Origin of the sequence: Pedobacter sp. MC2016-14 (assembly GCF_020991475.1) — a bacterium.
In the GTDB taxonomy this organism is placed as follows: domain Bacteria; phylum Bacteroidota; class Bacteroidia; order Sphingobacteriales; family Sphingobacteriaceae; genus Pedobacter.
Genome location: NZ_JAJMPA010000002.1, coordinates 443,474 through 457,743, shown reverse-complemented (window position 1 = coordinate 457,743; position 14,270 = coordinate 443,474). Strand labels below are relative to the sequence as shown.

The 14,270-nt window shown below is 42.5% G+C and carries 10 protein-coding genes; all 10 read right to left on the bottom strand.

The annotated features are described in order from the left end of the window. Position 1: 1 nt before the first annotated feature. From LPB86_RS14150 to LPB86_RS14105, 10 genes are read right to left on the bottom strand one after another with little or no spacing between them, the layout of a single operon-like run. Positions 2 to 1,249 carry a ribulose-bisphosphate carboxylase large subunit family protein gene (locus tag LPB86_RS14150; RefSeq protein WP_230645031.1) on the bottom strand — a complete coding sequence of 416 codons (1,248 nt, stop codon included), beginning with the start codon at positions 1,247 to 1,249 and terminating at the stop codon, positions 2 to 4. Positions 1,250 to 1,260: 11 nt separating this feature from the next. Next, complete coding sequence (locus LPB86_RS14145; RefSeq protein WP_230645029.1) at positions 1,261 to 3,309, bottom strand: glycoside hydrolase family 127 protein; 2,049 nt, start codon at positions 3,307 to 3,309, stop codon at positions 1,261 to 1,263. Between the two features lie 27 nt (positions 3,310 to 3,336). Further along, positions 3,337 to 6,720: a glycosyl hydrolase gene (locus LPB86_RS14140; RefSeq protein ID WP_230645027.1), complete on the bottom strand. Its 3,384-nt coding sequence runs from the start codon at positions 6,718 to 6,720 to the stop codon at positions 3,337 to 3,339. Positions 6,721 to 6,722: 2 nt separating this feature from the next. Next, entirely contained in the window at positions 6,723 to 8,012 is a 1,290-nt protein-coding gene (fucP, locus tag LPB86_RS14135) for an L-fucose:H+ symporter permease (RefSeq protein ID WP_230645025.1), read from the bottom strand. Positions 8,013 to 8,035: 23 nt separating this feature from the next. Continuing rightward, positions 8,036 to 8,476: a MaoC/PaaZ C-terminal domain-containing protein gene (locus LPB86_RS14130; RefSeq protein ID WP_230645023.1), complete on the bottom strand. Its 441-nt coding sequence runs from the start codon at positions 8,474 to 8,476 to the stop codon at positions 8,036 to 8,038. Positions 8,477 to 8,487: 11 nt separating this feature from the next. Beyond that, complete coding sequence (locus LPB86_RS14125; RefSeq protein WP_230645021.1) at positions 8,488 to 9,561, bottom strand: Gfo/Idh/MocA family protein; 1,074 nt, start codon at positions 9,559 to 9,561, stop codon at positions 8,488 to 8,490. Positions 9,562 to 9,564: 3 nt separating this feature from the next. Further along, positions 9,565 to 10,809, bottom strand: a complete 1,245-nt coding sequence (locus LPB86_RS14120) for an extracellular solute-binding protein (RefSeq protein WP_230645019.1) — start codon at positions 10,807 to 10,809, stop codon at positions 9,565 to 9,567. Beyond that, positions 10,796 to 11,953 (bottom strand): CaiB/BaiF CoA-transferase family protein, encoded by a 1,158-nt coding sequence (locus LPB86_RS14115; protein ID WP_230645018.1) that lies wholly within the window; start codon positions 11,951 to 11,953, stop codon positions 10,796 to 10,798. The genes LPB86_RS14120 and LPB86_RS14115 overlap by 14 nt, the downstream gene beginning before the upstream one ends. A gap of 2 nt (positions 11,954 to 11,955) precedes the next feature. Continuing rightward, positions 11,956 to 13,107, bottom strand: coding sequence for a CaiB/BaiF CoA-transferase family protein (locus LPB86_RS14110; RefSeq protein ID WP_230645017.1), 1,152 nt, complete (start codon positions 13,105 to 13,107; stop codon positions 11,956 to 11,958). Further along, positions 13,104 to 14,264, bottom strand: a complete 1,161-nt coding sequence (locus tag LPB86_RS14105; RefSeq protein ID WP_230645016.1) for an ABC transporter substrate-binding protein — start codon at positions 14,262 to 14,264, stop codon at positions 13,104 to 13,106. Before LPB86_RS14105 ends, LPB86_RS14110 begins: the two co-directional genes overlap by 4 nt. Positions 14,265 to 14,270 lie beyond the last annotated feature (6 nt).

Genomic DNA, 14,270 nt, shown 5'->3' with positions numbered 1-14,270 from the left:
CCTACTTTACATTTCCAAAAACTGCAACAGATTTCTTAAATTCAGTATATTTTACCGCGGCCTGTTCTACAGATAAGCCATCTACCGCAGCCTGCCAGGCTTGTTGTAAAGCAACCACACCTCCGGCCGGTCCATCTGGATGGGCCATAATGCCTCCACCGGCCATATACAATAAATCAATTGTTTGGGTGCGCCTGTAAGTTTCAGGCGCTTGGCCACCCCACTGACCAGATGATACAACCGGCAATACCGAATATCCGCCAAGCATTGGCTTTAAACAGGCTTCTATAGAACGCACTACAGAATCATCAGATTCCCAGAACTTGTTTTGTATACCATTAACATGGATCTGATCTACTCCGGCAAGTCTCCATAACTTTTGATAGGCTGGAAATTCTATCCCTAATAAAGGATGACGGTTTAACATTCCCCAACCATTCCGGTGACCATGAATAGCGAGTGTCCCAATATCGCAGATCTTTTTAACGCCAGCCAGACCAACGCTATTTAGGCTTATCATTGCAGAAGTACCACCAGCGGCTACTACCTTTTCATAGTTGCGCTGCATCTGGTCTATATCATCACTGATGTTAAAGGCATACATCACCTTTTTGCCTGTTTTATCCGCGTGTGCATTAATCACTTCCATTACCGCATCAACACGCTTGTCAAATGGTGAATTCGCAGAAGAGCCAAGTAATTCATCATCTTTGATAAAGTCAATTCCCGCCGTAATGAGAGTTTTAACAAGTTCAGCAGTTTGTTCAGGACTCATTCCAATACTTGGTTTTATAATGGTACCAATCAAAGGCCTACCGTAAACATTTGTCAGTTTTCTGCAGCCCTCAACACCAAATTTAGGCCCGCTAAAAGCACTGGCATAACAATCAGGCAACTCAATATCCATCAATTTTAAGCCTGTAAACTGGGTAAGCTCATACAAATTACCCTGTAGTGTAGAGACCAGCACAGGCAAATTATAGCCAAAGTTTTCTACAGACCAGGATACTTCAATCATTGCCCTTTGGTACTTTCCAGCTCCGGCTTTTACACCAGGAATAGAAGGTTCAGCAACCACATCCAGGGGGGTAATAGATTCAACCCTGGCCGCAAATCTTTGTTTCAATTCTGCTGTCTCTCCCGGAACGGCAATAAAAGTTCCTGAAGATTGCTCGCCGGCCAAAACCTGCGCTGATTTTTCTAAATCCAGCGGGGTCTCTATATAATATTTTGCAGTTATTCTTTCCATCTTAAGATATTTTATCTGCTTACAGGTAACCAAACAGACATTTCAGAATGTCCTCTGTTGCCCCAGGCAAAATAAGGAACCAGCTTTATCGGCGTAGTGATATTGCTTTGGTTCAGCGGACGGTATAGTACATTTTTCCAGTCTTTATTTTCAATCAATTGTGCGTTGCCTTCCAGGCTCATCATGTTTGCTCCATCAATGTTAATTGGAGTAGCTTTTAAATTGATGCCAGAGGGAATAAATACATTAAAGATTCGCTTACCGGGAAGATCAGGTGATTCCAAGCAGTATACAATCGGCCCGCGTTTAACCGCTACCTGGTTACGGTTTTCTTCTACCAGCGGGTTAGACTCTACCAGTTGTGCTTCCATAGGCAATACCAGTTCTACCTGGTCGCCTTTTTTCCATTTACGGTTCAGTTCCGCATAGGTACCAGGAGTCAGGTTTATGCTTTCTGTTTTTCCGTTCACCTTTAATTGCGCATTTGCTGTCCATCCCGGAATCCGGAAAAACATAGAATAGGCTTTATTCCCGGTTTCTTTAACCTGAATTTTAATGTTGCCATCCCATGGATAATTGGTTTCCTGGCTCAGACTAACCTTCGAACCATCATTCAATTTGGTGTTAATCTTATTGCCGCCATACAAATTAAACCACAAACCTTTGTCAGAGATGCTGTAAGCATAATCTCCTACTTCAGCAATGGTGCGCACTACATTTGGGGGACAGCAGTTAGACAATCCAATGTATGGAACCCTATCTTTAGACCAGCGTTGCTGAAAAGGAAGGTCGTCTGAATAACTTAAAGGGTTGGTATATAAGAATTTCTTGCCATCAAGGCTAATGCCCGATAGCACGCTATTGTGTAATGCCAGCTCCATCACATCAGCATATTTGGCGTCTCCGGTAATTTGCAGCATACGCCAGTTCCAAAGCACATTGCCAATATTGGCACAGGTTTCGTTGTGCGCCGTAAAATTTGGCAATTGGTAATCACGACCAAAAGCCTGGTGTATTTTTTGAACTTCAGTAGGGTTGTAAGAGGTTCCGTCAGGAGAAGTACCGTCATACAAAGAACCGCAGCCACCGGTAATGTACATCTTATGCTGGTTCACATCATCCCACATTAAATCAAGGGAATGCATCAGCGAATCATTTCCTGTCTCTGCATAAAGATCGGCAACACCCGCGTATAAATAATTTGCCCTTACGGCATGTCCCATAGCCTTGGTTTGTTTTAGAAAGGGAATCCTGTCCTGGTTATCATCTGTACCATCCTCAATTTTCCCTTTAATGGCAATAAGGTGTTTAGCAAGCTCAAGGTACCTCGGATCTTTAGTAGTACGGTACATTTCAATGACCCCCATATAATGCGAAGGACAAATGGCATTCCTGGCTAATGCTGGTGAGGCTTTCTGGTAAAAATTGTACAGGTAATCTGTTGCCCTTTTCGCTACTTCAAGCAAATTGGTTTTACCTGTAGCCCTATAGTGTACACAAGCAGCAGTCATCAAATGGCCAATGTTATAAGCTTCAAAACTTAACCGGTCCTGAAACTGATTATTTGAGCCGGTTTTACGCTGCTCTATCATCGCCTTGGTGTAGATGTAGCCATCGGCCCGCTGAGATTTTGCTATGACCGCAATAGCCTTGTCCATCATTACATTTAATTTTGGATCTCCCGTAGAAGCATACATGCTGGCAACAGCTTCCAGTGTTTTATAATAATCACCGTCATGAAAAGAAGGTCCGGAATGCGAACCTGTATCTAGTCCGGCAGCAATTTCAAAGTTTTTGAATGCATGGCTGATCTTGGCATCATTGTAAATGTCCCACATATTGGGTACTATGGTTTCTTTGGCAACCTTAAAACGGTCCGCCCAAAAACCTTTTGTCCAGGTTACATCTTTCATATCCGGACTGTGCAGTTTGGCATGCAGACTTTGTTTGGTATTCACCAAACTCTTGTCTTGTGCCTGCCCTGGGGATGCCTCAAAAAGTAAAGCCGCCAACAGGCCATACCTAAAAATGCCGCCTGCTTGTTTTTTAATCCTTATCATAGTTTATATTTTAGGTTGTATTATGGTTCAGTTTTCTTTTGCTACTTGTAGCTGCAACGGCCCCAAAAGACCTGCTTTTAACAAAGGTTTACCTTCCAACCGGAAGGGGGCTGTAGTTTTAGTAACGCGTTTAGCTTCTGGCAATTTCTGGTCGCCAATTAGCCTGTTTGCCCAGGTATTGGTAACCTCAATGCTAATTTGGTTGCTGCCCTTTTTTAAGGCTTTGCTAATGTCTACCCGGTAAGGAGCAGTCCATACCGTACCGCAGTCTATATTGTTAACTTTTACAACAGCTATATCCGCAACTTCTCCAAGGTCTAGCCATACCTGTTTACCTGTTGTAATGGTATTTTTAAAACTGGTTTTGTAGGTAGCTGTACCAGAATAATATTTAATTCCAGAATCGTCATGCTTGCTCCAGTCAGTTAATGTTTTAAACACCTTTGGTTGATCAGGGCCGCCATATGCCGGATCAAAGCTTACTTCCCATTGGTTTTTCAAGACCTCAACAGTATTAAATTCTTTCCAGTTCTCTGAGTTGGCTTTAACAGTTGAAGATGGAGCTGTTTGGTCAAAAATAACAAATACAGAAGCATTAGCTTCCAGTTTTAACCTTAGCTCTATTCTGCCCTCTACAGCAGACCAGTTTTTCGCTACAGTTGTTTCGCCAGAAACAGCATCGTATAATTTTGGTGCCGCGTTTATACCGGCAACACGAAACGAAAAGTTTAAGATACGTGATTTGTCCAGTTGATTAGCGATAAAATAAATATCCTCTGTCTTAGTTTTACGATGGGTATAAGCAACATGTTTAGCATAGGCAGCTTCAGCCTCTTCAGCAATGTACAAATCCCGTTCAAGTCCAAGTTCATTAAAGGTATCTGCCTGGTAAGGCCCTAAAATTACTTTTCCCAAACCTATTTGGCCACCGGCCCATAATTCATCTACCATCTTGTAAAAACTGGCTTCATTTCCGCGCTGCAAGCCAGTTTGCTGAAGCGGTTTTTCATTAAGTAAAACCGTTGCTCCCGCTTTAACAAGTTCAAGCAACTTTTTCACTGTCCCAAAACTCATGTATTCATAATTCGGGTTTAAAGCCTGCTTGCCAGGAATTACTAGAATGCCGTAACGGGCGCCTCCAGGAAAAACAACGTTTTTGTCTTTAACCTCAGCCTGCGCCAAAACATCCGGATTAAAAGAATCATAAGCATATCCTCGCAATGGATTCACCCAATTTTCCGGATCGGCCATGTTTGCAGAATGGGTAACACCAGCAGGCTTTTGCCTAAGCGGCTCTCCTGTATTCAGCATTCGGGCAGCTTCTGCCGTCACTACCTCTTTACCAAAAATACCTGGAAGCACATTCACCAACCTATCTGGTAATACAGATCGCCTCGGAATTTCGTCACCTATAAAAACAGCGATATCAGTTACCGGAACACCCTTTTGTAACCATTCCTGTGCGCGTTCTGCATAAGTGATCCAGGCTTTTCCCGGCTTCCACCAGGTTTGGTCACGTTGAAAATACAACCCTACTCCATCAAGTGTCATCCCGGGCTTTCTGTCCATCCATGGATTGTGGGTAAATACATGGTATACCAGTTTGTTAATGCCCAATGCATAGTTTCTATCTTGTAAGGTCTTCATATTTCCAGGCTGCTCGCTCCAATCCATACGGACTGTGGTAAAAGCTTCGGCCTGTATAATGTTTTTACCGTAAATATGGGCACCAGAAATGGCATCCAGCATATCATTTGGTTTATCGTGCGTAGGGCTGTTCATCCAAAATTCACCCATTGGTACATCCACAGTTTTATAATGCGCCAATCCATCGCTCAGCATCGTAGGGGCAATGCTTTCTGCAGTAAATATTACGCCTTTCTCTTTAGCTAATGCAGCAAGCGTAAGGTAAAATTTGTCCACTACAAGTTCCGAGATTGTTTTCCTTAGGTCGTACAAAAACCCCTCTGAAATTTCAGCAGTTTGAACAGGAATGCCTGCCATTACCGGAAGGTAAGGCATTGGATCATATCCCCTGCGTTTTCTAAATTCAGCACTAAATTCGGTCGACCAGTTTTGACTTCCACATTCCCAGCTATCTACATGAAAAGTATTGAGTACTTTCCCTGCAATGTCCGGTCCTCCATGCCTTAAAGCTTCTCCGTACCAGCTGTCAAATTGTAATTTGATCGCCGCCGGATTAAACTTATCGCATTCCAGTCCTATCCCACCGCCACCGGTATCATTTTTATGTCCTGTTGAGGTATGTCCCATTCTCAAAATGGTCCAGTTTCCTTTAGGTGCTTTCCAGTTTAGCGTCCCATCAGCATTCATTTGAGAGGTAATATTGATGATCTTATTTAAAGGGATACAAAACTGCGCCGGCAGCTGTTGCTGATTGCTATATTTACTTACCCGCCATACTACCCCGGTTTTGCCTTCAAACTGATTGATACGTGGCTCGGCAGATAGTTCCAGGTTCACAAGCTTTAATGTCGGTTTCCATTTGGCGGCATCTAAATCTTCCGCTCCCGGTTCAGAACCATTTTTATCGTAAACAAACCTGTAAAATTTTGCGGTAACAGGAGCAATTGAATGTGTAACATCGGCATCAATATCCTGCCATCCATGACGTGGTGCCTGCAGGCGACCAATTGAGCGAAAATGCTGCCCATCGTCACTTACTTCAATCGCTAAACGCTCTGCCTGATAATTATTTCCCGTTGTCCTAACAGTAACCGTACGGGCAGTAAAAGGTTGCGCAAATTCATATTGGATCCAGCAAGGTTCATTACTGGTGAAATTCTTTTTATTTCCAGGAATAGTCAATCCGCTGGCATCAATACCATTACTGCTGCTTACCTTAGGGACAACAGTTGTTGTAGATATGCCAGTACCCTCGGGAGAAGGATAAGCATACACTGCGATATCCTTAAAATAACCTTCTACAGTTTCCGGCTGAGGTAATGACAATTTGGCTTTGGTATTTCCCTGAACATTTAACTGACTATACACTACCTTTTGCATAGAGAGCTCAGGTGTAATCCATGGTCCACCTGCAAGGGCAAAACCATCGCTGACATGCATTCCTAGTTTCAAATCCAGGCGTTTCGCTTCCTGCATGGCAAATTCTACCATACTCCACCACTGCGGACTCAGCTGCCGTGCCGAGGGCGTATAAAGCGGTGGTGTGGTTTCACCTTTAATCGGCATCAGGTAGGCACCCGAAATTCCATTTTCTTTCATTGCCGTTAAATCTGCTGTAATGCCAGCTTTAGAAACACCAGCCTGCATCCAATACCAGAAAACCCAGGGTTTAGTGGTTTCAGTGTGCTGCGCCTGTGTAGCATTAGCAAAATAAAAATTAAGCAGCAACAAGAAAAAAAGGAATTTACCTGACTTAAAGTTCATAATTATCTAGCAACTATTTTATATCCTTTTAACCCAAAGAGCATAATGATTAAATAACAAACCAAGGGAATACTATAGCCAATTTGTATATTATCATGGTTCATGTCAATTAAAGTCCCCATTGCGTATGGAAGAATGGCACCGCCAACAATCGACATAATTAACCAGGAAGATCCAGGTTTAGTATCATCGCCTATGCCATCAATTCCCAATGCAAAGATGGTTGGAAACATGATAGACATAAAAAATCCCAAACCACCTAATGCGTAAACAACATAAGCACCGTCTCCAAAAATTGCAACAATACTTAGTAAAACCGAAATTACAGCGTAAATGGCTAAGAGACTGTTTGAGGCAATGTATCGTAGTAAAATGGTTCCGACAAAACGTCCGACTAAAAACAAAGTACCATACAATCCAAGATAATATAACGCAGTATACTCATCAAAGCCACCTGCTTGTTGAGCGGCTCTAATGAAAAAACTTGTTACACATACCTGAGCACCAACATAAAAGAACTGCGCAACCACAGCCCACCTTAGATGTTTGTGTTTTAAGGCACCTAAGAAACTCCCTTTTGAAATTCCATCCTTGCTGGTGGTTTTTATTTCAGGTAACTTCATAAAATAAAACAATACAGCAACAGAAACCAATACTGTGCCCAGAATAATGTAAGGGACTTTAACTGTAGACGCTTCTGTCAGGAAATAATTGTTCCTTACTGCATCAGTCATTGCCGCTAATTCCTCTTGCGTATGAGATTTTCCGGACAAGATAAATCTTCCAACTACTGTAGCCAAAGGTGCTGCCAAACCATTAAAGGTAGCTGCAAGGTTTAGCCTCCATGCTGCTTTATCCGGACTTCCCAAAATTGTGGCATAAGGATTTGCAGATGTTTCAAGAAGGGTTAAGCCACATCCGATGATAAAGAGCGCAACAAGAAAGGTAATGTAAGAAAGGTTATTTGCTGCCGGTACAAAAAGAAATGCACCAAAAGCAAATGCTAATAAGCCAGTGATCATGGTCGATTTGTAACCCCATTTCTTTAAGATCACCCCTGCTGGAATGGCCATTAAAAAGTAGGCGAGGAAAACAGAGGTATCTATTAAGGTAGATTGTCTGTTGTTCAGGTTACATGCCTTTTTAAGATGTGGTATTAAAATGGAATCCAGATTATGTGCCATTCCCCAAAGGAAGAATAAGCTCACGACCAGGATAAAAGGTACTAAATATTTTTTACCCGCTGCCGGATCTCCGCTTGCAATTACTTCGGGTGCTGATGTAGGGTTCATATCTTGATTTTATTAAATAATAATTATTTCTTTTTTACCAGTAACAGGTGATCGCATACCACTACTACTTCACCATGCTGGTTAACGATCTCTACGTGTTCCGTTACCGTTCCGTATTCTGGCTTTTTAGCTTCCATTTTTTCTGATATGGTGATTTCCGAATGAATGGTATCGCCAATAAAAACTGGTTTTATAAAGCGGAGGCGATCGTAACCTTTTGACATGGCTTCAGGATTGATCTCCGAAGCGGTTAGTCCGATGCCTATGCTAAAAATCATCGTGCCGTGGGCAATACGCTGTTTAAAGGGTTGTGTTTTACACCATTCTGCATCCATATGGTGCGGAAAAAAATCACCTGTATGCCCGGCATGCACTACAAAATCAGTCTCTGTAATGGTGCGTCCAAGGGTAACACGTTTATCTTCTAATTGATAGTCTTCGAAAAATATAGATTTAAAATACATCTGCTTATTTTTTATTGTTCAATATTGGTTAATGAAATGCCTCCGTTATCACTGGAAGTATAAGCGGCTTCTACAGTCGCCATCGTTTTAATTACATCTTCTACACTGGTAGGCAATACCTCAGAAGAACCTTCTTTAAAACGCATCAAAGCCGCCATAGTGCCTACAAATGCATCAGGGAACCAGCTACCTTCCAATTCAACGGTTTTCCATTCCGGCGCTTTTCCTTCTTCAGGTATGCAATACTGAAATACATCAGGTACACCATGCGGGTAATCCATCAATAATCCCATCTTGGCTTTAATAGCGCCCTTAGTACCTTCCCATTTAATGAAACTTTCTTGATGATCAGGCCCAAAATCATGGTCATGATTGGTATTGATCACTGCATGCATGGTATCTCCATAATCAAACAAAATAGTAGAACGGGACGAAGACAGGGTTTTGGCCGGATGTTTCAACGTTTTAGCCAGAATGCTTTTTGGGTCGCCCAGAAAGGAACGGATCATATCTACATAGTGGATGCTATGGTATTGAATTTCAAGCCTTGGGTGAACAATCACATGCGGAAAGATTTCCCATGGTGTTTTTATCGTCACCCGTACTTCCATATCGTACAGTTCCCCAATCAAACCTTTATTTATAAGGTCTCTGGCAGCACTTACAAAGGGAGCATAACGCAACTGAAAATTAATTGCGGCAACCAGTTTTTTTCGTCTGCACAATTCCAGAATTTCCTTCGCCTGGTTAAAATCATCGCCCATAGGTTTCTGGATCAGCACCGCTGCTCCATCCGGCAATTGCTCCAATGTTTCCAGGTATTGCTCAGGCATAATGGTCAGGTCGTATACCGCATGCTCAGGAGCTTGAGCCACTGCTTCAGCCACGTTGGCGTATACATTCGGAATACCGAACCGCTCAGCAAGTTTCGCTGCACGTTCCCGGGTACGATTTACAATGCCATGAACAGTAAAACCCGCTTTTACGTAGGCAGGAAGATGCGCATCTGCAACAATTCCGCCTGCGCCGATGATAATAATAGGTTGATTGGTTTCCGGTAATTCCGGTTTATAATTTATATCCATAACTTAATTGTCAATTGAATCAATTTGAGCTTGTGCCTCTTTCAGCAAACTTTCAGTACTTACAGCCGAACCCATAGCCTTAAGTACCATTTGATCTACAATGCTTGCAATAGCAGCCCAGTTTCTTTTTTGAGGAAGCGATTTTGCACCTACATGCAGTTGCTCCAGCTGGTGGTAATAAGGAATAATTTGATTGATTTCTTCATCTTTCCAGGTAGAAATCCGACAACCAATGCCACCTTCCAGCGTCAACAGTTTATCACTTTCCTTATTCACCGCATGCCGTATAAAATCGTAAGCAATAGCTTTATTTCTACTACCAGATCCAATGGTGTACAGCCAATACACATTTAGTGATGCCGGTACATGACCTTCTGCCACCGGCAATGTGGTAATGCCAACTTTTCCTTTCACATTTGATGCTGCGTCTACTTCACAAACTGAAGCAAAACCGAACCAGTTGATCATCAATGCCGCTTCTCCTCTTGAAAATGCTGCGCCTGCCTTTACCGAATCAAAGTCAGCAGAGCCAGGATGAACAGCTTTATCATCATTTAACAACTGCCTGTAAAACGCTACAGCTGCAACAGCCTCAGGGCTGTCAATATTGATTTTACCCTGTTCATTGGTCAGCTGGCCGCCACGGCTCCATAGCTGTAAACAGAAATCAAAAACAGTATTGTGGCCGTCCGGATAACCTGCAAAAACAGAACCATACAAATCTTGTTCAGGACGGTGAAAGAAATGTGAGAGTTGAAGAAAACCCGCCCAACTTGTAGGCGGTGCCAGCTTTTCACCATATAGTTTAAAGTAAGCCTCCTGCTCTTCAGGGTTTTCAAACAAATCCTTTCTATAGATCAAACACTCCGGCCCGTCGTGAAAAGGCAAACCAAGCACTTGTTTATCAAATTGCTGTAAACTGAGCAAAGAACTACTCCAGGCTCCAGGAAAACCTTCAGGAGGATTTTCATCCAGGTAAGGCTTAAGGTCTTCTATCGCTTTATCCTCATAGCCTTCAAGTAACCAGTCAGTATTTAAATGTGCAATATCCCAAGACCCATCAGCCAGTCCTTTATCGAGTAGCGTAGTTTCATGGAGTTCATGAAGGTCCATCGCAATAAATTCGGCCTTCAGTTCACATCCCGATACTGCACAATAACTCGCCCACAATTTGTCCATAGTAGATTCAAATGGGGCAAATTTGCGTACTGCAATCCTTAAAATATGCTGATGATTAATCTTCTCCATTTGCTATCATAAACTCCTTTAGGATCTTTTCATTGTCCTGCCCTAATTTAGGCGACCCAACTGACGAAGTCAGCAGTTCACCATCAATCCGTATTGGGCACCTTGTGGTTTTATATTTATAACCATCTTTCATTTCTACTTCCTGAACCATATTCAGCACTTTAAAGCCTTCATGTGCAACCAAAGTATCCCAATTTAATACATCCGCACACCAGATGTCTGCAGGTTCAAGAACAGAAAGCCATTTTTTTGTCGTATCACCGGAAAGATGCGCAGCCAGAATCGCCTTAATTTGATCTCTTTCATTAAAAGCTTGCGCAGGAGATTCAAAAGGGATTAATTCCGGACAATTTAACAAAGTTGCCAATACCGGAATGGACCCCATGGCCAGGGCCATATACCCATCGCTTGTTTTGTAAATCCCGTAAGGAGCCCCAAGGTAGGCATTGGCATTATTTTTTAAGGATCGCTTTGGAAGTTCACCGCCATCATTCATAAAAGTAGTAATGGTTTCAAACTGAAAATCATAAGCCGATTCCATCATACTCACCTGTACACTGGCACCCACACCAGAAATGGCCTTTTTGTATAAACAAGCCAAAATTCCCTGTGCAAGATGTGCACCGGCCAACATATCAACTATAGAAAGTCCCATAGCCAATGGCCCTCTGTCGCCATTTCCGGTTAATGTGGTTAAACCGGTAACCGACTGCAGCAACAAATCCTGACCCGGCTTAGATTTCCAGTCTCCCTCGTTACCGTAGCCTGAAATCTCACCATATATAATAGAAGGATTGAGTTTTTTTACCGTTTCATAATCTAAACCAAGGCGGTTGATGACTCCGGGACGAAAATTATGAATCATCACATCTGCCTTACGCACAAGTTCCAGAATAGTGTGGTAATCTTCTTTAATCTTTAAATCTCCTGCAAAGCTTTCTTTATTTCTATTGATGGCATGAAATACGGAAGACTCTCCATTCATCACCAAATTTGAAATGTAAAGGGTCCTGCAAATGTCACCCGTTTCAGGTTTCTCAATTTTTATCACCCTGGCCCCCATATCTGCCAGCTTTAAACTTGCAGAAGGGCCGGATAGAAACTGACTAAAATCAATGACCAAATAATCTTCAAGTGGTTTCATATTTATACTAACTCAAATTCGCTATTGATTATTCCATTATTTGCACCAATTGCTGGCGCGGCTTTGTCACTGCAAAGCTTATTTCCATTAATCTGGATAGGCAGTCTTGTGGTATCCAATGTTTGTCCGTTACCAAGATTTAAAGTCTGTCTAATTTCAAGATCCTTAAATGCAGACAGTTCAGTTGCTTCCTTGTAATTTAAAACTGCGGCGCACCAAATATCTTCAGGCTCCATTAAACTCAACCAAAAGGCATTGCTTTGCGTTTTAAAGGTCTCTCCTAATAAGTTCAGCAATTCGTCTCGCTGATCAAATGAAGAGTCTGCATTAATATATACAGAAGAAATGTCGCAACCAATGATGTTACTGATCTTTGGCAAGTTGCCCATTGCTAAAGCCAGATAAGCATCTGCTGTTTGATAAATGGCATACGGAGCACTTAAATAGGCATGCGCACTACCGCTCACGCTACTGCGTTTAGGCAGCTGACCGCCATCATTAAGATAAGTGGTCAATACTTCAAACTGTAAATCTAAAGTTGACTCTAACAAACTCACTTCCACCAACACGCTTTTACCCGTTTTGGCACGTTTAATCAGTGCGGCTAAAATACCCTGAACCAAATGATTTCCGCACATGATATCAGATACTGAAAGTCCAAAAGGAACAGGTCCATCCTGATCACTGCCAGAAAGGTAGGTAAGGCCAGACATAGATTGCACCAATAAATCTTGTCCCGGCTTATTGGCCCAGGGACCTTCATTACCGTAACCCGTTACCACACCATAAATAATATTAGGGTTGAGGGCTTGCACATTCACATAATCCAAACCAATCTTCTCCATCACCCCTGGCCTGAAGTTATGGGTCATTACATCCGCTTTGGCAATCAATTGTTTCACCCGTTTCAAATCTTCAGGATTCTTAAGATCGGCAGCATAAGATTCCTTATTGCGGTTAATGGTGTGAAAGAGCAAACTATCATCGCCTTCAAAAAGATTTTTAATGGCCAGCTGTCTGCAGGCATCTCCTTTTACAGGACGCTCAATTTTAATTACCCTTGCTCCCAGGTCGGCCAGTTTTAACCCTGCCGAAGGTCCTGCAAGGAACTGGCAAAATTCCAGTACTAAAAGTCCCTCTAATGGTCTTGTCATGATACTTGCAACTTTCTTGATTCCACATATAATTTATTCAAAGCTGCTAAAACTTCCTTTTCATTTCCGCCCTGCATCAGGTAATCCCTAACTACATCGCCTGCATGATCCTGAAAAAACATACTTCCATGGTAACGCGGACGCAGGAAAGCACGCTGTAAAGCGGGCAAAGTATTTAAAAAATATTGCTGACTCTGTCTGTTTACTTCTTCGTCCGTCCATGCGCTTAAATGTCCTGGCTGACCACCGTTTTCATAGAAAACAGTCTGCTGGCATTCCGGAGAACACACATAGGCCGCATACTTTACCGCCATCTCTTTGTGTGCAGAGCCAGAAGACACTGCCAATCCAGTTCCACCAAGGGTACTGCGCAGGTTTGTTTTCCCGTCCACTGAAATCATGTCGTGAAAATGAAGCGACTTGCGCGAATATCCTCTTCTCGAATAATTTGAATACCCATAAGCAAATGGACAATAAGCCAGGTCATCCGTTAAAGTCATCGCCTCATATACCTGAATTGGATTTCTCTTAAAGTTATCCGGATGGATCTTTGTAGCCAGTTCACGGTACATTTGCAGGGCCTGGATTCCAATGACTTCAGAAATCACCAGGTCTTCCTGCTGACAAGGATCTTCACCCAATGAACAGCAAAGCGTATAAAAATTCATGAGCACATCAATTGGAATCCCTGCAAAGGCAACTAAACCCTGGTCTGCCAAAGCCAAAAGATCCTCAAAAGATTTTGGCAGTTCCAGTCCTTTCGCTTTTAAAAGATCTGGTCGGCTGGCTGCCACCGGTGTGGCGGCATCAATAGGCAATGCCCATTGGTGTCCGTCGTAACTGTAACTTTCAAAAGACTGTCCTACGGTATTCAATTCCTGATCTTTGAGGTAATCTGCAGAAAGGAAAGTATCTAAAGGAAAAATGGATTGTGTTTTCGCTGCAAAACCCGCCCATGGATGGTCTATTACCAGCAAATCAAAACGCTCTGCAAGCTGCTGTATAGAAAAATCAGCGAATTGCTGCAAACTTCTCTTTTCCCAGGTAATTTCTACAGAAGGATGGAGTTCTGAAAAACGTTGCGCTGTAGCAACCATAGGTACCAAACCACGACTGTGGTTCCAGGTTATTCCCTTTAAAATTATTTTGTCAGTCATGACTAT

Excerpts from the sequence above, each read along its gene's own strand:
- LPB86_RS14150 (WP_230645031.1), bottom strand. The coding sequence starts at position 1,249 with ATGGAAAGAATAACTGCAAAATATTATATAGAGACCCCGCTGGATTTA.
- LPB86_RS14145 (WP_230645029.1), bottom strand. The coding sequence starts at position 3,309 with ATGATAAGGATTAAAAAACAAGCAGGCGGCATTTTTAGGTATGGCCTG.
- LPB86_RS14140 (WP_230645027.1), bottom strand. The coding sequence starts at position 6,720 with ATGAACTTTAAGTCAGGTAAATTCCTTTTTTTCTTGTTGCTGCTTAAT.
- fucP (WP_230645025.1), bottom strand. The coding sequence starts at position 8,012 with ATGAACCCTACATCAGCACCCGAAGTAATTGCAAGCGGAGATCCGGCA.
- LPB86_RS14130 (WP_230645023.1), bottom strand. The coding sequence starts at position 8,476 with ATGTATTTTAAATCTATATTTTTCGAAGACTATCAATTAGAAGATAAA.
- LPB86_RS14125 (WP_230645021.1), bottom strand. The coding sequence starts at position 9,561 with ATGGATATAAATTATAAACCGGAATTACCGGAAACCAATCAACCTATT.
- LPB86_RS14120 (WP_230645019.1), bottom strand. The coding sequence starts at position 10,809 with ATGGAGAAGATTAATCATCAGCATATTTTAAGGATTGCAGTACGCAAA.
- LPB86_RS14115 (WP_230645018.1), bottom strand. The coding sequence starts at position 11,953 with ATGAAACCACTTGAAGATTATTTGGTCATTGATTTTAGTCAGTTTCTA.
- LPB86_RS14110 (WP_230645017.1), bottom strand. The coding sequence starts at position 13,107 with ATGACAAGACCATTAGAGGGACTTTTAGTACTGGAATTTTGCCAGTTC.
- LPB86_RS14105 (WP_230645016.1), bottom strand. The coding sequence starts at position 14,264 with ATGACTGACAAAATAATTTTAAAGGGAATAACCTGGAACCACAGTCGT.